Genomic DNA, 26058 nt, shown 5'->3' on the forward strand with positions numbered 1-26058 from the left:
AATCCTGTAACGATGGCTTCCAAGTCGTACCCGAGGGGCATCGGGCAGTTGTTTGATGGCCTGGCGATGGTTTCGGGACACAGCTTTGACCGGATTTGTTCTTTTCGTTCCATGGCTCCCTCCGGACCGGAAGCGTTGTATCGTTGCCAGCTCTGACTGCAAGGAGCGCCCCGCGTGTTGGCAACTTCCCTGGTTCTGATCGCCGCCCTGCTGCACGCGACCTGGAACACCTTGATCAAATTCAGCGGTGAGCGCTTGCTGGTGATCGCCAGCATGGACACCGTGGCGCTGGTCTTCGCCGTGTTCGCCGTGGCGTTCACCGAATTTCCCCCGGCCGAGATCTGGCCCTGGTTGCTGGCCTCGGCGCTGGCCGAGCAGCTGTACCGCTTCCTGCTGATCCAGGCCTACCGGGTTGGCGACCTGGGCCTGGTCTATCCTCTGATGCGCGGGCTGTCGCCGCTGGTGGTGCTGGGGCTGACCCTGGCGTTCGCCGGCGAGTCGCTGAGCCAGCAGCAGATCATCGGCATCCTGCTGATCCCTTGCGGCATGGCCTGCCTGTTGTGGCAGGGCGGCGGCGGAGATCGGCTGCCCTGGTCGATGTTGCCGGTGGTGGCGCTGATCGGCTTGTGCATCGGCTGCTACACCTGGTTCGACGGGCAGGCCGTGCGGCTGTGGGGCAAGCCTTGGGACTACCTGGTGTGGCTGACCTTGCTCAGCGCCTGGCCATTCCCATTGCTGGCCAGCGTGGCGCGGCGGGCACCGTTCGTGCTGTTCTGGCGCATGCAATGGCGGTTGGGCCTGGCGGTGGGACTGTGCGTGCTGCTCAGCTACGCGCTGGTGCTGTGGGCCATGCACCTGGGCTCGGTGGCCGAGGCAGCAGCGTTGCGTGAGCTGAGCGTGATCCTGGTGGTGCTGCTGGGCATGCGCTACCTCAAAGAACCTTTTGGCGGGCCAAGACTCCTAGCTTGCGGGCTGGTCCTGGCAGGCATGCTGGTGATGAAGCTCTAATCCATTTTCGAACAAGGAGTCATGAGCATGACCGTTGCCCTGTGGTGCATCCTGATCGCGCTGGTGCTGGCGCCGCTCTGTGCGTTGATCGCCAAGGTCGCTAGCGGCCGCTTCGGTCTGAAGGACAATCACGACCCGCGCGCCTTCCTCGACACGCTGTCGGGGCTGCCGCGCCGGGCCCATGCCGCGCAGCAGAACAGCTATGAAGCGTTTCCGGCCTTCGCGGCGGCGGTGCTGGTGGCGGATGTCGTCGGCAATGCCGAGCAGGTGACGCAGGATGTGCTGGCGGTGATGTATATCACCAGCCGCCTGCTGTACATCATCTGCTATCTGGCGGACTGGGCGGCGTTGCGCTCGCTGGTGTGGTTCGGCGGGCTGGCGCTGATCGTTTCGTTCTTCGTGGTTTCTGTCTGAGGCCAGTGCAGGTTCACAGAACCTTCGGCACCTCGGGTAATGGCTTGCCCTTGGGCCACAGCATCCAGATCTGCCCCTGCTGCTTCATGTTGCCAGCCAGTTCCCCGGCCTCCGGGCCCGTCCCCCAGAACAGGTCTGCGCGCACCTCACCGGTGATCGCGCCGCCGGTATCCTGGGCTCCGACCGGGCGGACCACAGGGCTGCCATCAGGTCGCGTGGTGGACAACCACAGCAGGCTGCCCAGCGGTATCACCTTGCGGTCGATGGCCACGCTGTAGCCGGCGGTGAGCGGCACGTTGAGCGAGCCGCGTGGCCCTTCGTTGCTGTCAGGGCGCGCGCTGAAGAACACGTAGCTGGGGTTGCTGGCCAGCAGTTCCGGTACGCGCTGCGGATTGGCCTGGGCCCAGGCGTGAATGGCGCCCATGCTCACGTCTTCCTTCTTCAGCTGGCCCTGTTCGATCAGCCAGCGGCCAATCGGTCGGTACGGGTGGCCGTTCTGGTCGGCGTAGCCCAGGCGCAGTTGCCGGCCATCGTCCAGTTGCACGCGCCCCGAGCCCTGGATCTGCAGGAACTGCAGGTCCATCGGGTCGGTCAGCCAGGCCAGCACGGGTGCCTTGGCGCCGTCGCGGTAGATGACCTCGGCGGTGTCGTAGGGCTTGAGTACGCGGCCGTCGATGCGGCCACGCAGGCGCTTGCCCTTGAGTTCGGGGTACACGCTGGCCAGGTCGACCACGATCATGTCCTCCGGCACCCCGTACACCGGCACCTGCGCCGCTTCGGTACGCTTCAGGCTGCCAGGGTAGACCGGCTCGTAATAGCCCGTGATCAGGCCGTTGGCATTGTGCTCGGCAGAACGCAGGCCGTAGACCTGCAGTTGCTCCTGCAGGAAGGTGCGTACCTGGGTGGGGTCCTGGGCAACCGTCTGCGCGGCTTCACAGGTAGGGGCCCACACGGGGTCGCGCTTGAGTTTTTCACAGCCAACCCGCCAGGCAGCGAAACCCGCCAGCAGGTCGCTGTCGCTGACATTGGGCAGGTCGTTCCAGGCGGCCGGGGCGTAGGTGGCGATGGCATGGGGTTCGGACTTGGCGTTTTCACCGTCGTTACAGCCGGCCAGCAATGCCAGGGCCGGGAGTGTCCAGGCCAGGTGGCGCAGGGCAGATTTCATTGGAAGCTTCCTGTCAGGGCCGAACATGAAGATTCGCCCCTGTGTTTTATGTGGCTATTGGTCTTTGGCCGGGGGGCGGCGATACTGGCCGCCCATTTGCGAAGGCCCAAGTGACCGTGATGTTCAAGCGATTGACCGTAGTACTGCTCGCCGCCCTTGCCCTGACTGCCTGTGACCGTGTCGACCCGAACTCGCCACTGGGCAAGCGCAAGGCGATTTTCAAGGACATGCTCAAGACCATGGCATGTTGCGCGGGCGCTTGCCGTTCGACGGCGTGAAATTCGCCGGCGGCGCGGTCACGCTCGACGCCTTGTCCCATGAGCCATGGCAGCACTTTCCCCAGGTCCGGGATGACGGTGACAGCAGCGCACGGCCTGAGGTGTGGGAGCGGCAGGCGCGCTTCCATGACCTTGCACGACAGCTCGAAGGGGTCACCGGCGAACTGGTCGATGTGACACGCAACCAGCCGCTGGACGTTGCGCAGCTCAAGGGGCCGATGGACAAGGTCGAGGCCGCGTGCAAGGCCTGCCATACCGAGTTCCGCAATCATTGATTGCCTGTGAGGGCCTCATCGCCGGCAAGCCGGCTCCCACGCTGAGGCCTGTGGTGATCCTGTAGGAGCCGGCTTGCCGGCGATGAGGCCCTCACGGGCATGCAGATCAGCGGTCGAGTTCGTCGACCGCTTCCTGCAGTTCCTTGCGCGATTCGGCCAGCTTGTCCTTGCGCTTGTTGATCTTTTCAGCGTCGCCTTTCTTCTCGGCCTTCTTCAGGTCTTTTTCGCGCTGGGCCACTTCGTGACGGGCATCCAGCACCTTCTGCTCGCGTTCCTTGCGCAGGCTCGCGTCGGTGCAGTTGTCGACGCCGCGCAGCGCCTCTTCGAGGCCTGCGACCTGGTCGCTGTTGCCGTGGTCACGCGCGATCTTCAGCTGGTTCTCGATGGCGCTGCGCTTGGCGGCGCAGCCAGTCAGGCCGGCATCCGGCTGGGCAGCCTGGGCAATGCCTGCGGTCAGGCCGAGCGTTGCCAGCAGAACGAGGGTGGAAATACGTTTCATCAAGGCCTCCTTGACGGGGCGGGGCAGCAAAAAGTTGGGGCAAATGCTGCCTTGGTTTTGCCGATTTAGAAACCCTTGTTGGAACTTTCTAGAACAAACCAGCCCATTTCATACCTGTTTTTGTGAAAACTCATTGCGCTTCGCCGGGGTTCGCCAGCCCGAATCCATCTACATCGTAGTCACCCAGCCGTTCGGCAATGCGCTGAACATCGGCTGTGGAAAAGAAGTTCGCCAGTTGTCGCGCTCGCATTTGGCCTACTCCCGGCAGCGTTTGCCAGTCGTGCGCAGAGCGCTTGGCCAGCGCCGGCCAGTCTCCGTCTAGCGATACTGCGCGTGGCGCCGGTACCCCGAGTGCGCGAAGCCACTGCGCGAACGGCCGCGAACGGCCGGCGGCAAAGCCGTGCAGCAAGCGCCTGGACGTTGCCTGACTGATGCCAGGCACGCTCATCAGCTGCTCGGAATCCAGCGCCAGCCAGTCGGTGATGGTGGTCACCCGGCCGCTTTCCACCAGCCGTTGCCAAGTGCCCGGGCCGGTGCCGGGCATGGCCAGGCCATGCTTGCCACCCAGCCAGGTGAGCCTGGCGATGAACTGCTCCTCGCAACCTGCGCTAGCCTGCCAGCAACTGTGGGCGTCGTACCGGCCCGGCTCGGGCGGCGTGACGGGTTGGCGCTCGGTTGCACGGTGCACGACCTGTTCGAAGCGCGGGATGGTCAGCCCGGCCAGGCTGATCGCCACCTGATCCCCGGGGCGGATGTCGCTCGCCTGCCAGCGGGACAGCGAGCCCAGGCTTACCTGGGAGACGCGTCGATCACCCAGCTCGACCGGCCGAAGTGCCAGCAGCGGGGTGATCTTGCCTGTGCGGCCAACCCGGAAATGCACTGCGCGGACTTCAGCCAGCGCCTGTGCAAAGGGATGCTTCCAGGCTGCGATCCAGTAAGGCGCATTGGCCTGCCAGCGCTCGGCTGGCGGGCGGCTGTCCTGACGCAGGATCACGCCGTCGGTAGCGAAGGGCAGTGCCGAGCGGTACCACTGCTGCCGCCAGTGGGCGGCCTGCTCGGGGCTGTCGATGGCTTTGCTGTAGTGCTGGCTGTCCGGGAACCCCAGCGTTGTCAGTTGTTCCAGCCGCTCGGCCTGGCGGGGCGGGCCGTGTGGCCAGTCCCAGACGAACAGGCCGATGCTGGCACCGCGCTCGCGCCCCAGTTGCTTGCGCGCCAGCAAGCCGGCCACGGTGCCGCGGGCATTGGCACTGCCTGCCTGGGCCTGCACGTGCGCCTCCAGGCGCAGGTACAACTCGCCCTGAAGAGTCAGGTCCAGCGGTCGCGATAGCTGCCGGGGGATCGACTCGAGGTTCGGAACATGGCGGCTCCAGTCGTGCCCCTGAAGGCCGTCGCCGCGGCTGAGCAGTTGCACCAGCCGGCCTTGCCGGTAGATCAGCGATACGGCAACACCGTCGACCTTCGGCTGGACCCAGACGCCAGTCTTGCCCGTCATCCAGCGCCTCACGGCCGCTTCATCGGGCAGTTTGTCGACGCCGGTATGGGGAACCGGGTGGGCTGACGGGCCGCGTGAGCTGGCCAGCGAGTCCAGTTCGGTCACTACCGCGAAACAGCGCTGCAGGTTCAGCAGGCGCTGGCGGCTCTGGTCGTACAGCTCATCGGCTACCAGTGCCTTGCCCAGGCGGTGGTAGTGGTCGTCCCAGTGGCCAAGGGTGTCGCGCAACCTGGCGATTTCAGCGTCGGCTTGCTGGGCGGTCCAGGTCGGGCAGTCACGGGCGTAGGCGGGGAAGGCGTGCAGCAGCAGGATCAGCAGCATCCAGGGCATGGCCAGCATCCTTGCGTGGCGGGGTGGAGTTCCCGAGCCTAGGCAATGGCTGCGGTCCGTGCACGGCGCAGTTGTCAGCCTGTATGTCATGAAAAAAGCCCCTGCCGATCGCTCGGCAGGGGCTTTCATTTACCGTTGCAGGAAGCTTACAGGCCGGCAGCGTCACGCAGCGACTGGGCGCGGTCGGTGCGCTCCCAGGTGAAGGTGGTGAAGGTGTCGTCGCCAACAGTCTTCTGCTGCGGAGTACGGCCGAAGTGACCGTAGGCAGCGGTTTCCTGGTACATCGGGTGCAGCAGGTCGAGCATGGTGGTGATGGCGTACGGACGCAGGTCGAAGCACTCGCGCACCAGCTGGACGATCTTGTCGTCGGATACCTTGCCGGTACCGAAGGTGTTGATCGAGATGGAGGTCGGCTGGGCTACGCCGATGGCGTAGGACACCTGGATCTCGCAACGCTCGGCCAGGCCCGCGGCGACGATGTTCTTGGCCACGTAGCGGCCGGCGTAGGCGGCGGAGCGGTCGACCTTGGACGGGTCCTTGCCGGAGAACGCGCCACCACCGTGGCGGGCCATGCCGCCGTAGGAGTCGACGATGATCTTGCGGCCGGTCAGGCCGCAGTCGCCCACCGGGCCACCGATGATGAAGTTGCCGGTCGGGTTGATGTGGTACTGGGTGTCCTTGTGCAGCAGTTCGGCAGGCAGGGTGTGCTTGACGATCAGCTCCATCACCGCTTCCTGCAGGTCTTTCTGCGAGACCTCAGGGTTGTGCTGGGTCGACAGGACAACGGCGTCGATGCCAACCACGCGGCCGTTCTCGTAGCGGCAGGTGACCTGCGACTTGGCGTCCGGGCGCAGCCAGGGCAGCAAGCCGGACTTGCGTGCTTCGGCCTGGCGCTCGACCAGACGGTGCGAGAAGCAGATCGGTGCCGGCATCAGCACGTCGGTCTCGTTGCTGGCGTAGCCGAACATCAGGCCCTGGTCGCCCGCGCCCTGGTCTTCCGGCTTGGAGCGGTCGACGCCCTGGGCGATGTCCACCGACTGCTTGCCGATGATGTTCATCACGGCGCAGGTGGCACCGTCGAAGCCGACGTCGGAGCTGTTGTAGCCGATGTCGATGATGACTTTGCGCACCAGCTCTTCCAGGTCGACCCAGGCCGAGGTGGTGACTTCGCCGGCGATGATGGCGACACCGGTCTTGACCAGGGTTTCGCAGGCCACGCGGGCGTACTTGTCCTGGGCGATGATGGCGTCCAGGACCGCGTCAGAAATCTGGTCGGCGATCTTGTCCGGATGCCCTTCGGACACGGACTCGGAGGTGAAAAGGGAGTATTCGCTCATCTCGACGGGTTCCTAAAATTTACCGATGGTGTGTGTCGCCAGTCGTCCGCTGGAAATGGCGGACCTGTATCTGGAAACCGTTACGCAAGCCCACGTAGAGGCTGTCCCCGGGGGCCAGCCCTGCCGCATTGGCCCAACGGGCCAGGTCGTCCTGTTCGAAGCCGAGCCAGAGGTCGCCGCAGGCGTCCCGCGCCCAACCCTGGTCATGGCTGCACAGTTCGGTGACCAGCAGGCTGCCGCCCGCTTTCACCCGTTTGGCCAACAGGCGCAGGGCCTGGGCCGGGTCGCTGAAATGGTGCAGGACCATGTTCAGCACAACGCAGTCGGCTTCCACATCCGTTGCACCCAGTGCATCGGCCAACTGCAGGTTTACGTTATCCAGGCCTTCGCGATCGCAGACCTGGCGCGCCAGCTCGAGCATGGTCGGGCTGTTGTCCAGGGCCGTGACGCGGGCGAAGCGCCGGGCCAGGTCGGGCAGAAAGCCACCGTCGCCGGGGCCTACTTCCAGCGCACTGGCGTTTGACGCGAAATTCAGCTTGTCGAGCAGTGCCAGCAGGCTTTCGCGGTACTGCGGCAGGCCGGCGATCAGGTCTTGCTGAGCGCGGAACTTCTCTTCCACGCGCAGGAAGAAGTCCTGGCTGGTGGCCGCGCGGCGTTGCTGGATCTGCGCGATGCGGGCCTGGACATCCTGCGCCAGGGCCAGTTCGTCGACTTCTTCGAGCAGCGCCGTGTGCAGGCGGCCATGGGGCAGGGCGCGGCGGTAGAAGATGGCATTGCCTTCGCGACGCGTGGCCACCAGCTCCGCCTGGGCCAGCACCTTGAGGTGATGGCTCATGCCCGACTGGCCGATGTCGAAGATCTGCGCCAGCTCCAGCACGCCGAACGAGTCGCTGGCCAGTACCCGCAGGACGTTCAGGCGCAGCTCGTCGCCGCTGGCCTTGCACAGGGCTGCCAGGGTGTCGCTTTGCTGGGACGGGATCGATTGCGCGCGCTGATTCATGGGGCGGCAGTCTAGACAGGCATCGTTGCCCTCGCAAGATCAATATCAAAAAGTTTTGATATTGGCTGATGGGCGGGTGCGGTGGTCGCCGTGGATTCCCGGATTTCACCCGCTTTGGCGACCAATCACAGGAAAAATACCCAACTGCGACCATACGTCATTGCCCCGGGGCCCGCCTGTGGGCGAAAATGGCCGCCTTTTTCGTGACACCACCTATTCAAGCCCCAGGAGATAAGCGATGCCCAGCCGTCGTGAACGTGCCAACGCCATTCGTGCCCTCAGCATGGATGCCGTGCAAAAGGCTAACAGCGGCCACCCAGGTGCCCCCATGGGCATGGCGGATATCGCTGAAGTGCTTTGGCGCGACTATCTGAAGCACAACCCGAGCAACCCGAACTTCGCCGACCGTGACCGCTTCGTGCTGTCCAATGGCCACGGCTCGATGCTGATCTACTCGCTGCTGCACCTGACCGGCTACGACGTCACCATCGATGACATCAAAGGCTTCCGCCAGCTGCACAGCCGTACCCCGGGCCACCCGGAATACGGCTACACCCCAGGCGTGGAGACCACCACCGGCCCGCTCGGCCAAGGTCTGGCAAACGCCGTGGGCTTTGCCCTGGCGGAAAAGGTACTGGGTGCCCAGTTCAACCGTGAAGGCCACAGCATCGTCGACCACAACACCTACGTGTTCCTCGGTGACGGCTGCATGATGGAAGGCATCTCCCACGAAGTCGCCTCGCTGGCCGGCACCCTGGGCCTGAACAAGCTGATCGCCTTCTACGACGACAATGGCATCTCCATCGACGGCGAAGTGCACGGCTGGTTCACCGACAACACGCCGGCCCGTTTCGAAGCCTACAACTGGCAGGTCATCCGCAACGTCAACGGTCACGATGCCGACGAGATCAAGATGGCCATCGAGACCGCGCGCAAGAGCGACCGTCCGACCCTGATCTGCTGCAAGACCATCATCGGTTTCGGTTCGCCGAACAAGCAGGGCAAGGAAGATTGCCACGGCGCGCCGCTGGGCAACGACGAAATCGCCCTGGCCCGCAAGGAACTGAACTGGAACCACGGTCCGTTCGAAGTCCCTGCCGACATCTATGCCGAGTGGGACGCCAAAGCTGCCGGTGCCAAGGCCGAGGCCGACTGGAACCTGCGTTTCGATGCCTACGCCAAGGCCTACCCGGAGCTGGCTGCCGAGTTCAAGCGCCGTGACAGCGGTGAGCTGCCGGCCGACTTCAGCGAGAAGGCCCAGGCCTACATCAATGAAGTGGCCGCCAAGGGCGAGACCATCGCCAGCCGCAAGGCCAGCCAGAATGCCCTGAACGCTTTCGGCCCGCTGCTGCCCGAGTTCCTCGGCGGCTCGGCTGACCTGGCCGGTTCCAACCTGACCCTGTGGAAGGGCTGCAAGGGTGTCGAAGCCGATGACGCCAGCGGCAACTATGTGTTCTACGGCGTGCGCGAATTCGGCATGACCGCGATCATGAACGGTGTTGCCCTGCACGGCGGCCTGGTGCCTTACGGCGCGACCTTCCTGATGTTCATGGAATACGCCCGCAACGCGGTGCGCATGTCGGCGCTGATGAAGCAGCGCGTGATCCATGTCTACACCCACGACTCCATCGGCCTGGGCGAAGACGGCCCGACCCACCAGCCGATCGAGCAGCTGACCAGCCTGCGCAGCACGCCGAACCTGGACACCTGGCGCCCAGCCGACGCGGTCGAATCGGCCGTGTCCTGGAAGCACGCCCTGGAGCGCAAGGACGGCCCTTCGGCGCTGATCTTCTCGCGTCAGAACCTGCAGCACCAGGACCGCGACACCCAGCAGATCGCCGACATCAGCCGTGGCGGCTACGTCCTCAAGGACTGCGCCGGCGAGCCTGAGCTGATCCTGATCGCCACCGGTTCCGAAGTGGGCCTGGCGGTTCAGGCATTCGACAAGCTGACCGAGCAGGGCCGCAAGGTGCGCGTGGTTTCCATGCCGTGCACCAGCGTGTTCGACGCTCAGGACGCTGCCTACAAGCAGTCCGTGCTGCCGCTTGAAGTGGGCGCGCGTATTGCCATCGAGGCCGCTCACGCCGACTTCTGGTACAAGTACGTCGGCCTGGAAGGTCGTATCATCGGCATGACCACCTACGGTGAATCGGCTCCGGCTGCTGCACTGTTCGAGGAGTTCGGCTTCACCCTGGAGAACATCCTGGGTACTGCCGAAGAGCTGCTGGAAGACTGATAGACCTATGCGGCCTTGATGGCCTCATCGCGGGCAAGCCCGCTCCTACAGGATTTTCGCACTCCCTGTAGGAGCGGGCTTGCCCGCGATGGGCCGCAAAGCGGCCCCTAATGCCCGTTAGCGAGCCACCAATGCCCCACCCGCGTCCTTACAAAGTTGCACTCAACGGTTATGGCCGCATCGGCCGCTGTGTCCTGCGCGCACTGTTCGAGCGAGGGGCAAAGGCCGGTTTCGAGATCGTCGCGCTGAACGACCTGGCCGACCAGGCCAGCGTTGAATACCTGACACGCTTCGACTCCACCCACGGGCGTTTCCCCGGCGAGGTGAAGGTCGATGGCGATTGCCTGCATATCAATGGCGACTGCGTGAAGGTCTTGCGCAGTGCCAGCCCTGAGGGCGTCGACTGGGCGGCCCTGGATATCGACCTGGTGCTGGAGTGCTCCGGTGCCTACCACACCCGCGCCGACGGCCAGCGTTTTCTCGACGCCGGCGCGCCACGGGTGCTGTTTTCCCAGCCCATGGCCAGCGAGGCCGACGTGGATGCCACGGTGGTCTACGGCATCAACCAGGATTGCCTGACCGGCACCGAACGCCTGGTGTCCAACGCCTCCTGTACCACCAACTGCGGCGTGCCGCTGTTGCGCGTGCTGGACCAGGCCTTTGGCATCGAGTACGTGCAGATCACCACCATCCACTCGGCCATGAACGACCAGCCGGTGATCGACGCCTATCACCACGAAGACCTGCGCCGCACGCGCTCGGCCTTCCAGTCGGTGATTCCGGTGTCCACCGGCCTGGCGCGGGGTATCGAGCGCCTGCTCCCGGAACTTGCCGGGCGAATCCAGGCCAAAGCGGTACGCGTGCCGACCGTCAACGTCTCGTGCCTGGACATCACCCTGCAGACCGCCCGCGACACCAGTGCACAGGAGGTCAACCGGGTACTGCGCGAGGCGGCGCTGGACGGCCCGCTGAAAGGCTTGCTGGCCTACACCGAGCTGCCCCACGCCAGCTGTGATTTCAACCATGACCCGCATTCGGCGATCGTCGATGCCAGCCAGACCCGCGTCTCAGGCCCTCGCCTGGTGAACCTGTTGGCCTGGTTCGACAACGAATGGGGGTTCGCCAACCGTATGCTCGACGTTGCCGAACATTATCTGCACGTCGTCCACCCAACCCGCAGCAAACAGCCCTGAAGGACTGCATTCATGACCGTGTTGAAGATGACCGACCTCGACCTGCAAGGTAAACGCGTACTGATCCGCGAAGACCTCAACGTGCCTGTGAAGGACGGTGTGGTAACCAGCGACGCGCGTATCCTGGCAGCGCTGCCGACCATCAAGCTGGCCCTGGAAAAGGGCGCGGCGGTAATGGTCTGCTCGCACCTGGGTCGCCCCACCGAGGGCGAATTCTCGGTCGAAAACAGCCTCAAGCCGGTAGCCGACTACCTGACCAAGGCCCTGGGCCGCGACGTGCCGCTGGTCGCCGACTACCTGGACGGTGTCGCGGTCAAGGCCGGTGACCTGGTGCTGTTCGAGAACGTGCGCTTCAACAAGGGCGAGAAGAAGAACGCTGACGAGCTGGCGCAGAAGTACGCTGCCCTGTGCGACGTCTTCGTCATGGACGCTTTCGGCACCGCTCACCGCGCCGAAGGCTCCACCCATGGTGTTGCCAAGTTCGCCAAGGTCGCTGCCGCCGGCCCGCTGCTGGCGGCCGAGCTGGATGCCCTGGGCAAGGCCCTGAAGGCCCCGGCCAAGCCGATGGCGGCCATCGTTGCCGGCTCCAAGGTGTCCACCAAGCTGGATGTGCTGAACAGCCTGAGCGCGGTCTGCGATCAGCTGATCGTCGGCGGCGGCATCGCCAACACCTTCCTCGCCGCTGCCGGTCATCCGGTCGGCAAGTCGCTGTACGAGCCTGACCTGGTCGATACCGCCAAGGCCATCGCCGCCAAGGTCAGCGTGCCGCTGCCGGTCGATGTGGTGGTTGCCAAGGCCTTCGCCGAAGACGCCGAAGCCACCGTCAAGGCCATCGCCGACGTCGCCGCCGACGACATGATCCTGGACATCGGCCCGCAAACCGCTGCCAACTTCGCCGAGCTGCTGAAGTCGTCGAAGACCATCCTGTGGAACGGCCCGGTCGGCGTGTTCGAGTTCGACCAGTTCGGCAACGGCACCAAGGTGCTGGCCAAGGCCATCGCCGACAGCGCGGCATTCTCCATCGCCGGTGGTGGCGATACCCTGGCTGCCATCGACAAGTATGGCGTGAGCAAGGATATCTCCTACATTTCTACCGGTGGCGGTGCCTTCCTGGAGTTCGTCGAAGGCAAAGTGCTGCCGGCCGTGGCGATCCTGGAAGAGCGGGCAAAAGCCTGACAATGGCAGCGCCTGGCAAAGGGAGCGACCTGATGGTCAAGCGATTGCCTGTGATGATCCTGGCGGGGCTGTTGGGCGCCTGCTCCAGCAGTCCGTCCCCGGACAGCGACCCGGCGCAAGCGCCCAAGGGCGGTTGCTACCAGTCCGAGTGGCAGGCCGAGACGGTGCCGGTGATCAGCAAGCGCGTGGGTCCGGAAGGCCTGGAAAAGTATGATGAGGACCACCAGCGCAAGGCGCCGGGCTGCCCTTGATCGGGTAGCTGGCAACCTGAAGGCTGTTTTGTGGTCTTGAACAGGGGGCCGCTGTGCGGCCCATCGTCGGCAAGCCGGCTCCCACAGGTACAGCGGCGACGGCGATTGGGCTGCAAAGCAGCCCCAAGCGGAGTAATTTGATGAAAGCGCTCTTGGCCGTTACGGCCCTGGCGACACTGGCAGGATGCTCGCTGCTGCAGCCGGCGCAACCCGCCCCGGCCGACAACTGGACCCGCTGGGTCTGCGACACCCAGACCGAAGTGCTGTGGCGCTTCGCCGATACGCAACAGGACGCGGTCGACGTTCGCCTCGGCGGCGGTGACCAGGTCTACCGGCTCAAGTCCGAGCCGAGTGCATCGGGTGCGATGTACAGCGACGGCGTGCTGGCCTTCCACACCAAGGGCGAAGAAGGCCTGGTGTACTGGGTGGCAACCAACGATCTGATAGGGCGGGGCTGCAAGGCACCGTGACTGGCCGGGCCGCGCAGGCGGCCCACACTACTTGAACAGCAACCGCCCCTGCGGCAGGCTTGCACGAAACAAACGACGCTTGTCGGGAGAGAGATACACAATGGCACTCATTAGCATGCGCCAGATGCTGGACCACGCCGCCGAGTTCGGTTACGGCGTTCCGGCTTTCAACGTCAACAACCTCGAGCAGATGCGCGCCATCATGGAAGCGGCCGACAAGACCGACTCCCCGGTGATCGTCCAGGCTTCGGCCGGCGCCCGCAAATACGCCGGTGCCCCGTTCCTGCGCCACCTGATCCTGGCCGCCATCGAAGAATTCCCGCACATTCCGGTGTGCATGCACCAGGACCACGGCACCAGCCCTGACGTCTGCCAGCGCTCGATCCAGCTGGGCTTCAGCTCGGTGATGATGGACGGCTCGCTGGGTGAAGACGGCAAGACCCCGACCGACTACGAGTACAACGTCCGCGTGACCCAGCAGACCGTGGCCATGGCCCACGCCTGCGGCGTTTCGGTGGAAGGCGAGCTGGGCTGCCTGGGTTCGCTGGAAACCGGCATGGCCGGTGAGGAAGACGGCATCGGCGCCGAAGGCGTGCTGGACCACAGCCAGATGCTGACCGACCCGGAAGAAGCCGCCGACTTCGTCAAGAAGACCCAGGTCGACGCCCTGGCCATCGCCATCGGTACCAGCCACGGTGCCTACAAGTTCACCAAGCCACCTACCGGTGACGTGCTGGCGATCGACCGCATCAAGGAAATCCACAAGCGCATCCCCAACACCCACCTGGTGATGCACGGTTCTTCCTCGGTACCGCAAGAGTGGCTGGCGATCATCAACCAGTACGGCGGCGACATCAAGGAAACCTACGGCGTACCGGTCGAAGAGATCGTCGAAGGGATCAAGCACGGCGTGCGCAAGGTCAACATCGACACCGACCTGCGCCTGGCTTCCACCGGCGCCATGCGTCGCCTGATGGCGCAGAACCCGAGCGAGTTCGACCCGCGCAAGTTCTTCGGTGAAACCGTGAAGGCCATGCGTGATGTGTGCATCGCCCGTTACGAAGCCTTCGGCACCGCCGGCAATGCCTCGAAGATCAAGCCGATCTCTCTGGAAGGCATGTTCCAGCGTTACCTGAAAGGTGAGCTGGCCGCCAAGGTCAACTGATTTGCGCTGAAATGATTGAGAAGCCCGCATTCATGCGGGCTTTTTATTTGGCTATAAGGAATGATTTCCTTGTCAATTAGTTTCGATCTTTACTCGTAGATCTACGGGGTTCTTAAATCCGCGGTAGTGGTTACTTTGTTGTCTCCTTTAGTCAACAGAGAATCAACGAAGATGCATTTCATTACCGCAACAACGGGTGAAGAGTTTCTTTCCCCGGAACTGCAACTTCCGGGTGAGGAAGAATTACTGCAGGCTGAGCACGATGAGGTTTCCGACGATGAACACCAATCGTGTGAGTGGGGTTGCCAGGACGTCTGCGACCACCTCATGCAAGGAGAGCAACAATGACCGGCTGGTGCCCAAACGGGCGTTTGTCGCCGGATGACATCTGCAAGCCGGCAAACAACAATCGAAGCAACTGGATGGAACGTTACTCGGGTGCGCGCGTCCTGCCCATCGGTGAAACGCTGTTGCTCGGTACGCACAACGCGGCGTATGACCAGGAAGCGCCACGCACCCCATCGAGTGAAACCTGCCAGGACGTCAAGATCTACCATCAATTGATGTGGGGCGTGCGTGCACTCGACTTGCGTGTACAGTTCTTCAGTGGTGCGACGGGCGCCAAACGATTCGCCATCTTTCACAGTACAACCAATGGACGGCATATCGAAACTGATATTCTGCAGGAGTTGCTCCGTTACCGACGTAATGCCAAAGCCGACAAGGAAATCGTGATCCTCAACTTCCATCGTTTCAAAAACTTCACGTCTGCGGCGCATGCAGAACTCGGTGCGCTGTTGAAGCGTGTATTGGGTCAATCGATCATTCCGCCTTCCTGTAAAGAAGCGGCGATTGTGCAGCTCTGGGCATTGAACAAGAACACGGTGGTTTCCTATAACAACGCCGCCAGGGATGCTTCGTTCTGGCCCGGTGTCAATCAGCGCTGGATCGGCAGGAATACGCCGAGTTTCGATAGCCTCGGGAAGTTTGTTCGGCAAGTCGGCAGCGAACCAAAAGTGTTCGGTGACTTGCGTGCCGTTCAGGCGGCGCGTTACTCCAACCCGTTCTTCACCCCCAAGGATATTTCGGGCCATATCATGAGTTGGTTTGCCGCCACGAAAGAAGGGGGCCCCATCGCGTCCCACTACATCATCAATACCGACTGGTCGCTTCGCTGCCGCGTGGCCGACAACATCATCTACGCAAACGCTGTGCGCGCTCGCCAGCGTGGTGCGCATGTGATTCAGTCTTCGCCGAATACGGCGGGGGCACGGGTTCAGACACAGTCCTACGGCATCTACAACCTGGCGAATGGCAACTGGGAGCGGTCGTTGGATTTTTCCTCCAATACTTCCGGATCCACCTCGATCCAGGTGATTGCCAGCGATGCGGACTACGGCAGCGAGATCAGGTATGGCACGACCGTGCAGCCGATCCGCAAGGGTGACCGGTTGTTGTTCAAGGTTGAATCCGGCCGCACGCCAAGGCTGCTCGTGCGGTTCAATATCGCCTGATGCTCCCAACCACACGAGGCCCGCGCTCGACGCGGGCCTTTTTCGTCTTTGCTTACTCACCGGCAGTCGGCTAACGTCGTCGTGAATGGCTTTTCGCCATCTGTGGACATTGCGTGTTTGGTATCCAAGGCTAGAGTTATAATCGGATCCAAAAGCAAGTTGAAGTCGGTCAAAAAAGAGAAGCAGCATGGATGGCGCTTACCCTCAACCGCTGGAGAGCAACTCCGTACTTCTGGTGGTAGACGATTACCCGGAAAACCTCATCAGCATGCGCGCACTGCTGGCCCGCAAGGACTGGCAGGTGTTGACGGCAAGCTCGGGGATGGAAGCCCTCAGTGCCTTGCTCGAGCACGACGTCGACCTGGTGCTGCTGGATGTGCAGATGCCGGAAATGGACGGCTTCGAAGTCGCCCGGCTGATGCGTGGCAGCCAGCGTACCCGCCTCACCCCGATCATTTTCCTGACTGCCAACGAGCAGTCCGATGCCGCCGTGCTCAAGGGCTATGCCAGTGGTGCGGTGGATTACCTGTTCAAACCGTTCGACCCGCAGATTCTCAAGCCCAAGGTTCAGGCGCAGCTCGACCAGCAGCGCAATCGGCGCATGCTGCAGCGCCTGACCCGCGAGCTGGAAGCCGCCAGGGCGTTCAATGCGTCGATCCTGGAAAATGCCGCCGAGGGCATCCTGGTAGTCGATGCCGCGGGTACCATCAGCTTTGCCAACCCGGCGATTTCACATTTGCTGCAGGCGCCGGTGGAGCAGCTTCAGGGCGTGCACCTGCTGGACCTTGTGCAGTTGCCCAATGCCACCCTGTGGCACGATTCCGAGTTCCATCAGGCCTATCTGGCACGGCGCATATTCCGCGTCCACGATGCCCATTTGCGCACGGTTGACGGCCACCTGGTGCCCGTGGCGCTGTCCTGCGCGCCATTGCCTGCCGACCAGCAGGCGATGGTGGTCACGGTGCTCGACATGTCGGTGGTGCGCAACCTGCACCAGCAACTCGAGTACCAGGCCGTCACCGATCCGCTGACCGGGCTGCTGAACCGCCGAGGCTTCTACCAGGCTGCCGAAAGCGTGCTGCTGCGCAACGAGCGCTCCGGCAAGGCCAAGGCCCTGATGTACATGGACCTGGATGGCTTCAAGCGCATCAACGATTCCTTAGGGCATGAGGCCGGTGACCGAGTGTTGCGCTGGGTCGCCGAGCAGTTCAAGGATTGCTTGGGCAGCGAGGCGCTGCTGGCGCGCATGGGCGGTGACGAGTTCACCGCGCTGTTCGACAGCCTGCCCTATCCCGAACAGGCCGGGCGTTTTGCCGAGCAACTGCTGGAGCGAGTGTCGATCCAGCAGCAGCTGGAGGGGATGGACGTGTGCCTGGGGGTGAGCATCGGTATCGCCACCTACCCGGAATGCGGCGCCACGGTCGAAGGCCTGCTGCGTGCGGCCGACGCCGCGATGTACGCGGCCAAACAGGCGGGGCGTCAGCAGTACCGCTTCTACGACCAGGAACTCAATGGCCGGGCGCGTTCCCGGCTGATGCTCGAAGACAGTGTCCGCGCCGCGGTCGAGGCGCAGGATTTCAGCCTCGTGTACCAGCCCCAGGTCGGCTTCGTCGACGGCCATTTGCGCGGTTTCGAGGCCTTGTTGCGCTGGCAGCACCCCAGCGTTGGCGATGTGCCACCAGGGCTGTTCATTCCATTGTTGGAGGAAGCCCGGCTGATCAACCGCCTGGCCGGCTGGATCTATCGCCAGGGTGCGGCCCAGCGCCAGGCCTGGCGCCAGTGCTTTGCCCCCGACCTGGTCCTGGGTATCAGCCTGAGCCGGGCGCAGTTCGCCGTGCCCAGCCTGGTCGATGAGCTGCGGCGGGTGATCCAGGAGTATGGGTTGAACCCGGCGCAGCTCGAAGTGGAAGTCGCCGAGACGTCGCTGACCAACCTCGACACTGCGATCAGGCAGATACAGCGGGTGCGTGAACTGGGTGTGCGGGTGGCGCTGGATGACTTCGGTTCGGGTGACTGCTCGTTGCGCATGGTGCGTGACCTGCCGATCGACACCTTGAAGCTCGACCGGCACCTGGTGGCGCGCCTGCCGGACTCGGCGCAGGACGCGGCGCTGGTGCGCAGCGTCATCGGCCTGTGCGCGGACTACCGCATCACGGTCATCGCCGAAGGTGTGGAAACGCCGGCCCAGGCAGCCTGGTTGAAAGCCAACGGCTGTGCCTATGTGCAAGGCTTCCTGGTCGCCCACCCCATGACCGCGGCGGATGCCAGCGGTTTTCCGGCAATTTTTCCCTGGCCACGGCGCTGATTGGCTAGAATCGGCATTCGTTACGCCGAAAGCCGTGCCATGACCGTATTACGCTACCTGCAAGCCTACCCGCCGCACCTGCAGCAACAGGTGCAGCAAATGATCGACAGTGACCGCCTGGGCGAGTACCTGCAGCGTCGCTACCCAGGCCGCCATGACGTGCAAAGCGACAAGGCGCTCTACAGCTACGCCCAGGAACTGCGCCAGCAGTACCTGCGCACCGCGCCAAGCCTGGACAAGGTGCTGTTCGACAATCGCCTGGACCTCACCCACCGCGCGCTGGGCCTCAATACCGCGGTGTCGAGGGTGCAGGGCGGCAACCTCAAGGCCAAGAAGGAAATCCGCATCGCTTCGCTGTTCAAGGAAGCGGCGCCGGCGTTTTTGCGCATGATCGTGGTGCATGAGTTGGCGCACTTGCGTGAGCGTGACCACAACAAGGCGTTCTATCAGTTGTGCCAGCACATGGAACCGGACTACCACCAACTGGAATTCGACCTGCGCGTCTACCTGACCTATCGGGAACTGCCAGGCAACCTGTAAGGACCACGCAGCATGGAAGTGAGCAAGACCAAGAGCAGCTTCTATCGTCGCCTGTATGTGGCCTGGCTGATCGACAGCCAGACCGCCACCAGCGTACCGGCCCTGATGGAGGCCACCGGCATGCCGCGGCGCACGGCCCAGGACACCATCGCTGCCCTGGCCGACCTGGACATCGTCTGCGAGTTCGAGCAGCAGGAGGGCGCGCGCAACCATGCCGGGCACTACCGCATCCATGACTGGGGGGCGATCGACAAGCAATGGATCATCCAGCACCTGCGGCAGATCCGCGAGGTGCTTGGCTATCCGTGAGGCGCGGGCCGGATTCAGACCTTGCGCATGCCGATATGGGGGATGTCGTCTTCCAGGTATTGCTCACCCACTGCCTCGAAGCCGTGCTGGCCATAGAAGCCTTGCAGATGTGCCTGCGCCGACAGGTAGACAGGCATGCCCGGCCAGCAATGCGCGGCAGCCTCCAGCCCCTTGAGCAGCAGCGGGTGGCCCAGCTTCAGCCCACGCGCACGTGGTGAGGTCACGACCCGGCCAATGACCGTGTCACCCCCTTGCGATTGCGGATCGAGCACGCGCAGGTAAGCCACCAACTGGTCATCCTGCCAGGCCATCAGGTGCAGGGTGTCGCCCGCGAGGTCCTGGCCATCGACGTCCTGATAGGCGCAGCGTTGCTCGACCACGAACACTTCGCTGCGCAATTGCAGGATGGCGTAGAGCTGCTCTTTGCTCAGGTCGGTGTGGTGCTTGCAGACCCAGTCGATGGACATGATGGATAACTCCTGAAAATGATCGTCGATCATCGCAAATCTGCCGGTCGGCGACGAGTGGCGGTGCCTGTGCCGGCGATAGGGCCAGTAAAGGCAATACAACCACTCAGGCCGGTGCACTTTCCTTGATCAGATGCGCAGCCAGCGTTCTCAGCGGCCCGAGCTGCCGACAGATCAATGCCAGCTGCGTCTGCACCAGCCGCTGATGCTCATCCACCTCATCCGGCATCTGCTCCAGCGCCGTGGCCAGCGCTTCCTCGGCATCACTGTGAATCGCCACTGGCAAGCGCGCCGCCAGCCCGTTGGCGATCTCGTCCAGGCTGTTGGCCAGGCTTTGCCCGGCGCCCTCGATCAAGTGTTCCTGGACCTCGGTCGGCAACGCACTGTCACGGTGCGCGCCCAGTCCGGAGAGGTAGCTGAGCAAGGTGTGCGACAGCACCAGGAAGCGGAAGCCCACATCGGCCTCCTTGCGGAAGTGCCCCGGCTCCATGAGCATGTTGGCCAGCGTGGTGGACAGCGCGGCGTCGGCGTTGTGGGCATTGCGCCGGGCCAGGCGGTAGGCGAGGTCGTCGCGCTTGCCGTGCGCGTACTGCTGCATGATCTGGCGCAGGTACACGCTGGCACAGGCCAGGGTATTGGCCAGCGCCTTGTTCAGGCGACGGCCCTGCCAGTCGGGGAGGAACAGGAACACCGCGAGGATCGCGATCAGGCTGCCCACCAGGGTATCGAACAGCCGCGGCAGGAACAGGCCATAGCCGTCGCCGATCTGGTTGAAGCAGAACAGCACCATCAGCGTGATCGCCGCCGTGGCCAGGGTGTAGCGGGTGGTGCGATTGACGAAGAACACCACCCCCGCGACCACCGCGAACAGCGACTGGATGAGCGGGTTGGGGAACAGGTCGAACAATGCCCAGCCGACGGTCAGGCCGATCGCCGTGCCGAATACCCGCTGCACCAGCTTGCGCCGGGTGGCGCCATAGTTGGGCTGGCAGACGAACAGCGTGGTGAGGAGGATCCAGTAGCCTTGGGTCGGGTGGATCAGGTGCACCATGCCGTAGCCGATCGACAACGCCAAGGGTAGGCGCAAGGCATGGCGGAACAGCAGCGAAGTGGGTGTCAGCTGGGTGCGCAAGCGGGTCCAGACGTCCTTGAGGTTGCGCGGCGAGCGGTCGAGCAGGCTGCTGTCGCTGGCATCGGCCAGGCTGTCCGGGTTGCTCGCGGCGCCCAGCAGGCGGTCGAGGGTGGCCAGGTTGGCGGCCAATGCGCGCAGCGAGCGCAGCAGGCCGCGCCAGGCCGGGTTGTTCTGGTTGCGCAGGTGTTCCAGCGAGGCGTTGAGGTCTTCCAGGGTGTCGGCGAACCGGCTGTCGAGCACGAACGGCTGGCGCAGGCGAATCGAGCGCGCCAGGTCCTGGCAGGCCGAGCCTTGATGGCGCAGCAGGCGCTGGCAGCGGAACATCACGTCGCTGTGGAAGAACGCATCGGCCAGGGCGTTGTAGGGGTAATGCGAGGCGCTGACGCGCTCGTGGATGTCCTGGGCCAGGAAGTACAGTTTCAGGTAGCGGCTGACCTTGGAGTTGGGCTGGCTGTTGCCGACCCGGTGCAGGATGATTTCCTTGGCTGCGTTGAGCGCTGCGACCACCTTGCCATTCTGCTGGGCCAGTTCCAGGCGCCGGGCTTCCAGGTCATGGTTGCGGATGGGTTCGAACAGGTTGGCTTTGAGCTTGAGGTAGCGGCCCAGCTCGAAGAACAGCTTGGCCAGGCTCTGCTGCACCGGCTGGTTGGAGAACAGCGCCTGCCACAGCACCGACAGCAGGCCATACCAGGCTGCGCCGGCCACCAGTAGCATCGGCTCGTGCCAGAAGTCGGTCACCTGGCCGCCGCGCTGGTCGACGCCGATCATGGTGTACACCGCTGTGATCAGCGTTGCCGAGGCGATCGCGCCATAGCGCTCGCCCAAGGCACCGAGCATGGTCAGGCCGAAGGCCGCCAAGGCCAGTGCGATGACGAAAACCCAGGGGTAGGGGAACAACAGCTCGACCGCCAGCGCGGCAATGGCAAAGCACACCAGGGTCACGGCCAGGGCGCTGAGGCGGCCCTGCAAGCTGTCATCGGTCTCGGCCAGGGCGCTGGCGATGATGCCGAGAAACAGCGGAATCAGCAGGCCCATCTCGTTCTGGTACCAGCACAAGGCCAGGCTGCCGGTGAGGGCAATGGTCACCCGGATGCTGTAGCTGAACTTGTCTTGGCCCCACAGGCGACGCAGTGACTGACGGAACGAGCTCGATGACATGATGGCCTTGGGCAGTGATCGAATGAATGCATTGCCGCACGGACCAGCAAGAAGCGTTCCGTGCTGCTGAATGGATTCTACTCTACACGAACTGCGCCGCGGCGTTGGCCGATGCCCAGGCCCACTGGAAATTGAAACCGCCCAGGTGGCCGGTGACGTCCAGCACTTCACCGATGAAGTACAGCCCCGGGCTCTTCAGCGATTCCATGGTCTTGGACGACACTTCGCGGGTATCCACGCCGCCCAGGGTCACCTCGGCGGTGCGGTAGCCTTCGGTGCCGGCCGGTACCACTTGCCAGGCCGCCAGCTTGTCGGCGATCTGCGCCAGTTCCCCCGGCGTGTACTGCTTCATCGGCTTGGACTCGAACCACTGCTCGGCCAGAAGGTTGGCCAGCTTGCGGGTGAACACTTCGCCCAATACCGTCTTGAGTTCGGCGTTGGCGCGTTCGGTCTGCTGCTGTTGCAGCCAGCTCAGTGCGTCACGATCGGGCAACAGGTTGATCTCGACGGTGTCGCCGGCTTCCCAGAACGAAGAGATCTGCAGGATTGCCGGGCCACTCAGGCCGCGATGGGTGAACAGCAGGTTTTCGCGGAAGCTGGTGCCGTTGCAGCTGGCCGTGCAATCGAGCGAAGTGCCGGACAGCTCGGTGCACAGTGCCTTGAGTTGGGGCTCGGTGATGGTGAACGGCACCAGGCCGGCGCGGGTCGGCAGCAGGGTGTGGCCGAACTGGCGTGCCACCTGGTAACCGAAACCGGTCGCGCCCAAGGTCGGGATCGACAGGCCGCCGGTGGCGATCACCAGCGACTGGCAGGCGAACTGCCCGGCGCTGGTTTGCAGCAGGTAGCCGTCTTCGGTCTTCTCGATATGCTCGATGCTGGTGTGCATGCGCAGTTCTGCGCCGGCGTCGTCGCACTCGGTCAGCAGCATGTCGAGGATGTCGCTGGCCTTGTTGTCGCAGAACAGCTGGCCGAGCTTCTTCTCGTGGTAGGGCACGCCGTGCTTGGCCACCAGTTCGATGAAGTCCCACTGGGTGTAGCGGGCCAGGGCCGATTTGCAGAAGTGTGCGTTCTGCGACAGGAAGTTGGCCGGCTCGGTGTACATGTTGGTGAAGTTGCAGCGCCCGCCGCCGGACATGAGGATCTTCTTGCCTGGCTTGTTGGCGTGGTCGAGCAGCAGTACCCGGCGGCCACGGCGGGCGCTGAGCTGGGCGCACATCAGGCCTGCGGCGCCGGCGCCGAGGATGATCACGTCGGTGGTGTGCACGGGGTAACCTCTTTCAAGTAACCGGGGCCGCGTTGCGGCCCAATCGCCGGCAAGCCGGCTCCCACAAAAAGCAATACAAGCCTCCTGTGGGAGCCGGCTTGCCGGCGATTGGGCTGCAAAGCAGCCCCAAAGAATCTTCAGATAATGCGGACTTTCAGGGCGCGGCCCTTGATCTTGCCGCTGTTCAGCCGCTGCATGGCCTGCTTGGCCAGCGCCCGCTCCACCGCAACAAACGCCTGGAAGTCGAAAATGGCGATCTTGCCCACCTGCTTGCCCGGAATACCGGCATCACCGGTCAGCGCACCCAGAATGTCACCTGGGCGCAGTTTGTCCTTGCGCCCAGCGGCAATGCACAGGGTGGTCATCACCGGCAGCAGCGGTTCGCCACCCTTGTTCTTCAGGCTGTCCAGCTGGTCCCAGCGCAGCGGGCTCTTCTGCAGCGCCTCGATGGCCTGGGCGCGATGACCTTCGGCCGGCGCCACCAGGCTCACGGCGATACCTTTCTCGCCCGCGCGGCCGGTACGGCCGACACGGTGCACGTGGATTTCCGCATCACGCGCCAGCTCCACGTTGATGACCATGTCCAGGCCATCGATGTCCAGGCCGCGGGCGGCCACGTCGGTGGCCACCAACACCGAGCTGCTGCGGTTGGCGAACATGGTCAGCACCTGGTCGCGGTCGCGCTGCTCCAGGTCGCCATGCAGGGCCTGGGCGACGATGCCCTTGGCGGTCAGGTGGGCAACCACGTCCTCGCACTGCTGCTTGGTGAAACAGAACGCCACGCAGGACTGCGGGCGGTAGTGGCCGAGCACGCGGGTGACGGCGTCCAGGCGTTGCTGCGGGTCGATCTCGATGAAGCGCTGCTCGATCTGGTTGTCGGCGTGCAGGCTCTCGACCTTGACCTGCTGCGGCTTGCGCATGAAATCGGCGGCCAGCTGCTCGATACCGGCCGGGTAGGTGGCCGAGAAGAGCAGGGTCTGGCGGCGCGACGGGGTCTTGCCGATGATGCTGGCGATGGCGTCGAAGAAGCCCATGTCGAGCATGCGGTCGGCTTCGTCGAGCACCAGGGTGTTGAGCCCGTCGAGCACCAGGGTGCCTTTGTCCAGGTGCTGCTGGATGCGCCCCGGGGTGCCGACGATGATGTGCGCGCCGTGCTCCAGCGAAGCGATCTGCGGGCCCAGCGAGACACCTCCACACAGGGTGAGGATCTTGATGTTGTCTTCGGCGCGGGCCAGACGGCGCAGTTCCTTGGCCACCTGGTCAGCGAGCTCGCGGGTCGGGCACAGCACCAGCGCCTGGCAACCGAAGTAGCGCGGGTTGATCGGGTTGAGCAGGCCGATGCCGAACGCGGCGGTCTTGCCGCTGCCGGTCTTGGCCTGGGCGATCAGGTCCTGGCCCTTGAGGATGACCGGCAGGCTCTGGGCCTGGATCGGCGTCATCGAGGCATAGCCGAGGGCGTCCAGGTTGGCCAGCATGGCGGCGGACAGCGGCAAGGTAGCAAAGGCGGTGGAGTCGGTGGTCACGAGGCGGGCCTGCGGTGCGAAGCGAAAAATGCCGCACAGTCTACCAGCCTCGTGGCTATTCGCCCTACGATTCCACGTGCGGTTCCGGACGACGGGCACGCCTTCCGTCCGTCGGCGCCAGTTGCAGGAAGATTGCCGCCGCCAGCATGGCCATGATGCCGATGGTCACGAACGTCAGATGGAAGGCTTCCAGGGTGGTCTCCACGCCCTCTGCGCTGCCCGCTGCCGTGAAGCCGCCGAGCAACGCGCCGGCGCAGGCCACGCCCAGGCTCAGCGATAGCTGCGCCACCACCGACAGCAGGCTGTTGCCGCTGCTGGCAGAGGAATCGTCGAGGTCGATCAGGGTCACGGTGTTCATGGCGGTGAACTGCATCGAGTTGACCGCGCCCAGCAAGCCCAGTTGCACCAGCAGCAGGACATACGGCGTCTGTTCGTCGACCAGCCCGAGGCTCGCCAGCAGCAAGCCCAGCAGCAGCGTATTGCCGGTGAGCACGATGCGGTAGCCAAGGCGTTCGATCAGCGAGCGGGCGACAGACTTGGCAAACATCGCCGCTGCCGCCAACGGGATCATGCTCATTCCGGCCTGGGCCGGCGAATAGCCCAGCGCCACCTGCAGCAGCAACGGCACCAGGAATGGCAGGGCGCCACTGCCAAGGCGTGCGAACAGGTTGCCGAGGATGCCGATGGCGAAGGTGCGCACACGGAACAGGCTGGGCGCGAACAGCGCCTCCGTATCACGCCCGGCGCGCAGCCAGTAGGCGGCAAGGCAAGCCATGCCGGCGAACAGCAACAGCATCACCCGCAAGTGCGGCAAGTGCAGTTCGCCCAGGCCCTCCATGGCGATGGTGATCAGCACCATCGCCGCGCCGAACAGGATGAAGCCCGGGCCGTCGAAGCTGGTGCGTTCGGCGCCGTGCAGGTCGGGGATGAAGCGCCACACGGCATAGCAGCCCAGCGCGCCCACCGGCAGGTTGAGCAGGAAGATCCAGTGCCAGCTGAGGATCTCCACCAGCCAGCCGCCCAGGGTCGGGCCGAGCAGCGGGCCGAGCAGGCCGGGGATGGTGATGAAGCTCATGATTCGTACCAGTTCGGTGCGCGGATAGGCGCGCAGCACCACCAACCGCCCGACCGGCAGCATCAGTGCGCCGCCCAGGCCTTGCACGACCCGGGCGAAGATCAGGAAGCCGAGGCTGTTGGCTGCGGCGCACAACAGCGAGCCGAAGCTGAACAGCAGGATGGCGCTGAAGAAAATGCGCTTGGTGCCGAAGCGGTCGGCGATCCAGCCCGAAGTGGGGATCAGCAGGGCGACGGTGAGCATGTAGGCGATGATCACACCCTGCATGCGCAGCGGGTCTTCCTCCAGGGAGCGGGCCATGGCCGGCAGGGCGGTGTTGAGGATGGTGCCGTCCAGGGACTGCATGAAGAAAGCGATCGCCACGACCCAGGGGATCCAGCGGGCGGTGATGGGGTCCAGCGGGGTGCGTTCGGGCATGGCGTCCTCTTCCGTCTGTACCGGCCTCATCGCCGGCAAGCCGGCTCACACAGGATCAGCTATGT

At 64.1% G+C, this 26058-nt stretch carries 23 protein-coding genes and 1 pseudogene; 14 read left to right on the plus strand and 10 right to left on the minus strand.

Annotated elements, in window-relative coordinates; all coding sequences use genetic code 11:
- The first annotated feature begins 174 nt into the window (after positions 1 to 174).
- On the plus strand, positions 175 to 1008 hold the full coding sequence (locus PPL01S_RS19745) for an EamA family transporter (RefSeq protein ID WP_016395320.1): 834 nt from the start codon (positions 175 to 177) through the stop codon (positions 1006 to 1008).
- Positions 1009 to 1035: 27 nt separating this feature from the next.
- A complete protein-coding gene (locus PPL01S_RS19750; RefSeq protein WP_016395319.1) occupies positions 1036 to 1422 on the plus strand; it encodes an MAPEG family protein in 387 nt (128 codons plus the stop codon).
- 13 nt (positions 1423 to 1435) lie between these two features.
- Here the strand turns inward: PPL01S_RS19750 and mltA are convergent, their stop codons facing one another.
- Entirely contained in the window at positions 1436 to 2587 is a 1152-nt protein-coding gene (gene mltA, locus PPL01S_RS19755; protein ID WP_016395318.1) for a murein transglycosylase A, read from the minus strand.
- Positions 2588 to 2706: 119 nt separating this feature from the next.
- Between mltA and PPL01S_RS19760 the strand changes: the two are divergent.
- Positions 2707 to 3140, plus strand: a pseudogene (locus tag PPL01S_RS19760) (c-type cytochrome).
- Between the two features lie 106 nt (positions 3141 to 3246).
- Here the strand turns inward: PPL01S_RS19760 and PPL01S_RS19765 are convergent.
- From PPL01S_RS19765 to PPL01S_RS19780, 4 genes are all read right to left on the minus strand, one after another.
- Positions 3247 to 3639: a DUF1090 domain-containing protein gene (locus PPL01S_RS19765; RefSeq protein WP_016395316.1), complete on the minus strand. Its 393-nt coding sequence runs from the start codon at positions 3637 to 3639 to the stop codon at positions 3247 to 3249.
- A 130-nt stretch (positions 3640 to 3769) separates the two neighbouring features.
- Complete coding sequence (gene ligB, locus PPL01S_RS19770; RefSeq protein ID WP_028625095.1) at positions 3770 to 5461, minus strand: NAD-dependent DNA ligase LigB; 1692 nt, start codon at positions 5459 to 5461, stop codon at positions 3770 to 3772.
- A 146-nt stretch (positions 5462 to 5607) separates the two neighbouring features.
- Positions 5608 to 6798 (minus strand): methionine adenosyltransferase, encoded by a 1191-nt coding sequence (metK, locus tag PPL01S_RS19775; RefSeq protein ID WP_016395314.1) that lies wholly within the window; start codon positions 6796 to 6798, stop codon positions 5608 to 5610.
- Between the two features lie 19 nt (positions 6799 to 6817).
- Positions 6818 to 7798: an ArsR/SmtB family transcription factor gene (locus PPL01S_RS19780; RefSeq protein ID WP_016395313.1), complete on the minus strand. Its 981-nt coding sequence runs from the start codon at positions 7796 to 7798 to the stop codon at positions 6818 to 6820.
- A 238-nt stretch (positions 7799 to 8036) separates the two neighbouring features.
- On the opposite strand from PPL01S_RS19780, the gene tkt reads away from it, so the two are divergent.
- The 11 genes from tkt (at position 8037) to PPL01S_RS19830 (ending at position 18957) form a co-directional block, all read left to right on the plus strand.
- The gene (gene tkt / locus PPL01S_RS19785; protein ID WP_016395312.1) at positions 8037 to 10034 is read left to right on the plus strand and encodes a transketolase; all 1998 of its coding nucleotides are present in this window, start codon (positions 8037 to 8039) and stop codon (positions 10032 to 10034) included.
- Between the two features lie 131 nt (positions 10035 to 10165).
- On the plus strand, positions 10166 to 11227 hold the full coding sequence (epd, locus tag PPL01S_RS19790) for an erythrose-4-phosphate dehydrogenase (RefSeq protein WP_016395311.1): 1062 nt from the start codon (positions 10166 to 10168) through the stop codon (positions 11225 to 11227).
- Between the two features lie 12 nt (positions 11228 to 11239).
- Complete coding sequence (locus PPL01S_RS19795) at positions 11240 to 12403, plus strand: phosphoglycerate kinase (RefSeq protein WP_028625096.1); 1164 nt, start codon at positions 11240 to 11242, stop codon at positions 12401 to 12403.
- A 32-nt stretch (positions 12404 to 12435) separates the two neighbouring features.
- Entirely contained in the window at positions 12436 to 12654 is a 219-nt protein-coding gene (locus PPL01S_RS19800) for a hypothetical protein (protein ID WP_028625097.1), read from the plus strand.
- A 140-nt stretch (positions 12655 to 12794) separates the two neighbouring features.
- Positions 12795 to 13124 (plus strand): MliC family protein, encoded by a 330-nt coding sequence (locus PPL01S_RS19805; RefSeq protein ID WP_016395308.1) that lies wholly within the window; start codon positions 12795 to 12797, stop codon positions 13122 to 13124.
- Positions 13125 to 13224: 100 nt separating this feature from the next.
- On the plus strand, positions 13225 to 14289 hold the full coding sequence (gene fba, locus PPL01S_RS19810) for a class II fructose-bisphosphate aldolase (protein ID WP_008093958.1): 1065 nt from the start codon (positions 13225 to 13227) through the stop codon (positions 14287 to 14289).
- A gap of 171 nt (positions 14290 to 14460) precedes the next feature.
- Positions 14461 to 14637 carry a hypothetical protein gene (locus tag PPL01S_RS25205; RefSeq protein ID WP_156042654.1) on the plus strand — a complete coding sequence of 59 codons (177 nt, stop codon included), beginning with the start codon at positions 14461 to 14463 and terminating at the stop codon, positions 14635 to 14637.
- Positions 14634 to 15803 carry a PI-PLC domain-containing protein gene (locus PPL01S_RS19815; protein WP_028625098.1) on the plus strand — a complete coding sequence of 390 codons (1170 nt, stop codon included), beginning with the start codon at positions 14634 to 14636 and terminating at the stop codon, positions 15801 to 15803. Before PPL01S_RS25205 ends, PPL01S_RS19815 begins: the two co-directional genes overlap by 4 nt.
- A 187-nt stretch (positions 15804 to 15990) precedes the next feature.
- Complete coding sequence (locus PPL01S_RS19820) at positions 15991 to 18108, plus strand: putative bifunctional diguanylate cyclase/phosphodiesterase (protein ID WP_028625099.1); 2118 nt, start codon at positions 15991 to 15993, stop codon at positions 18106 to 18108.
- Between the two features lie 39 nt (positions 18109 to 18147).
- Positions 18148 to 18648, plus strand: a complete 501-nt coding sequence (locus tag PPL01S_RS19825; protein WP_016395305.1) for a M48 metallopeptidase family protein — start codon at positions 18148 to 18150, stop codon at positions 18646 to 18648.
- 12 nt (positions 18649 to 18660) lie between these two features.
- Positions 18661 to 18957, plus strand: coding sequence for a winged helix-turn-helix domain-containing protein (locus PPL01S_RS19830; protein WP_016395304.1), 297 nt, complete (start codon positions 18661 to 18663; stop codon positions 18955 to 18957).
- A gap of 14 nt (positions 18958 to 18971) precedes the next feature.
- On the opposite strand, the gene PPL01S_RS19835 is transcribed toward PPL01S_RS19830, so the two are convergent.
- From PPL01S_RS19835 to mdtD, 5 genes are all read right to left on the minus strand, one after another.
- Positions 18972 to 19424, minus strand: coding sequence for a GNAT family N-acetyltransferase (locus PPL01S_RS19835; protein WP_016395303.1), 453 nt, complete (start codon positions 19422 to 19424; stop codon positions 18972 to 18974).
- 106 nt (positions 19425 to 19530) lie between these two features.
- Positions 19531 to 21714 (minus strand): YccS family putative transporter, encoded by a 2184-nt coding sequence (gene yccS, locus PPL01S_RS19840; protein WP_016395302.1) that lies wholly within the window; start codon positions 21712 to 21714, stop codon positions 19531 to 19533.
- An 82-nt stretch (positions 21715 to 21796) separates the two neighbouring features.
- Positions 21797 to 22978, minus strand: a complete 1182-nt coding sequence (locus PPL01S_RS19845) for a BaiN/RdsA family NAD(P)/FAD-dependent oxidoreductase (protein ID WP_028625100.1) — start codon at positions 22976 to 22978, stop codon at positions 21797 to 21799.
- A 137-nt stretch (positions 22979 to 23115) separates the two neighbouring features.
- Positions 23116 to 24453, minus strand: coding sequence for an ATP-dependent RNA helicase DbpA (gene dbpA / locus PPL01S_RS19850; protein WP_244212839.1), 1338 nt, complete (start codon positions 24451 to 24453; stop codon positions 23116 to 23118).
- Between the two features lie 112 nt (positions 24454 to 24565).
- Positions 24566 to 25993, minus strand: coding sequence for a multidrug transporter subunit MdtD (gene mdtD / locus PPL01S_RS19855; RefSeq protein ID WP_016395299.1), 1428 nt, complete (start codon positions 25991 to 25993; stop codon positions 24566 to 24568).
- Positions 25994 to 26058: the final 65 nt, after the last annotated feature.

Source organism: Pseudomonas plecoglossicida NBRC 103162 = DSM 15088, assembly GCF_000730665.1.
In the GTDB taxonomy this organism is placed as follows: domain Bacteria; phylum Pseudomonadota; class Gammaproteobacteria; order Pseudomonadales; family Pseudomonadaceae; genus Aquipseudomonas; species Aquipseudomonas plecoglossicida.

Bases quoted from the DNA above. Each gene is read 5' to 3' on its own strand.
- PPL01S_RS19750 (WP_016395319.1), top strand. From the start codon at position 1,036: ATGACCGTTGCCCTGTGGTGCATCCTGATCGCGCTGGTGCTGGCGCCG.
- mltA (WP_016395318.1), bottom strand. From the start codon at position 2,587: ATGAAATCTGCCCTGCGCCACCTGGCCTGGACACTCCCGGCCCTGGCA.
- PPL01S_RS19765 (WP_016395316.1), bottom strand. From the start codon at position 3,639: ATGAAACGTATTTCCACCCTCGTTCTGCTGGCAACGCTCGGCCTGACC.
- ligB (WP_028625095.1), bottom strand. From the start codon at position 5,461: ATGCCCTGGATGCTGCTGATCCTGCTGCTGCACGCCTTCCCCGCCTAC.
- metK (WP_016395314.1), bottom strand. From the start codon at position 6,798: ATGAGCGAATACTCCCTTTTCACCTCCGAGTCCGTGTCCGAAGGGCAT.
- PPL01S_RS19780 (WP_016395313.1), bottom strand. From the start codon at position 7,798: ATGAATCAGCGCGCGCAATCGATCCCGTCCCAGCAAAGCGACACCCTG.
- tkt (WP_016395312.1), top strand. From the start codon at position 8,037: ATGCCCAGCCGTCGTGAACGTGCCAACGCCATTCGTGCCCTCAGCATG.
- epd (WP_016395311.1), top strand. From the start codon at position 10,166: ATGCCCCACCCGCGTCCTTACAAAGTTGCACTCAACGGTTATGGCCGC.
- PPL01S_RS19795 (WP_028625096.1), top strand. From the start codon at position 11,240: ATGACCGTGTTGAAGATGACCGACCTCGACCTGCAAGGTAAACGCGTA.
- PPL01S_RS19800 (WP_028625097.1), top strand. From the start codon at position 12,436: ATGGTCAAGCGATTGCCTGTGATGATCCTGGCGGGGCTGTTGGGCGCC.
- PPL01S_RS19805 (WP_016395308.1), top strand. From the start codon at position 12,795: ATGAAAGCGCTCTTGGCCGTTACGGCCCTGGCGACACTGGCAGGATGC.
- fba (WP_008093958.1), top strand. From the start codon at position 13,225: ATGGCACTCATTAGCATGCGCCAGATGCTGGACCACGCCGCCGAGTTC.
- PPL01S_RS25205 (WP_156042654.1), top strand. From the start codon at position 14,461: ATGCATTTCATTACCGCAACAACGGGTGAAGAGTTTCTTTCCCCGGAA.
- PPL01S_RS19815 (WP_028625098.1), top strand. From the start codon at position 14,634: ATGACCGGCTGGTGCCCAAACGGGCGTTTGTCGCCGGATGACATCTGC.
- PPL01S_RS19820 (WP_028625099.1), top strand. From the start codon at position 15,991: ATGGATGGCGCTTACCCTCAACCGCTGGAGAGCAACTCCGTACTTCTG.
- PPL01S_RS19825 (WP_016395305.1), top strand. From the start codon at position 18,148: ATGACCGTATTACGCTACCTGCAAGCCTACCCGCCGCACCTGCAGCAA.
- PPL01S_RS19830 (WP_016395304.1), top strand. From the start codon at position 18,661: ATGGAAGTGAGCAAGACCAAGAGCAGCTTCTATCGTCGCCTGTATGTG.
- PPL01S_RS19835 (WP_016395303.1), bottom strand. From the start codon at position 19,424: ATGTCCATCGACTGGGTCTGCAAGCACCACACCGACCTGAGCAAAGAG.
- yccS (WP_016395302.1), bottom strand. From the start codon at position 21,714: ATGTCATCGAGCTCGTTCCGTCAGTCACTGCGTCGCCTGTGGGGCCAA.
- dbpA (WP_244212839.1), bottom strand. From the start codon at position 24,453: ATGCTGGCCAACCTGGACGCCCTCGGCTATGCCTCGATGACGCCGATC.
- mdtD (WP_016395299.1), bottom strand. From the start codon at position 25,993: ATGCCCGAACGCACCCCGCTGGACCCCATCACCGCCCGCTGGATCCCC.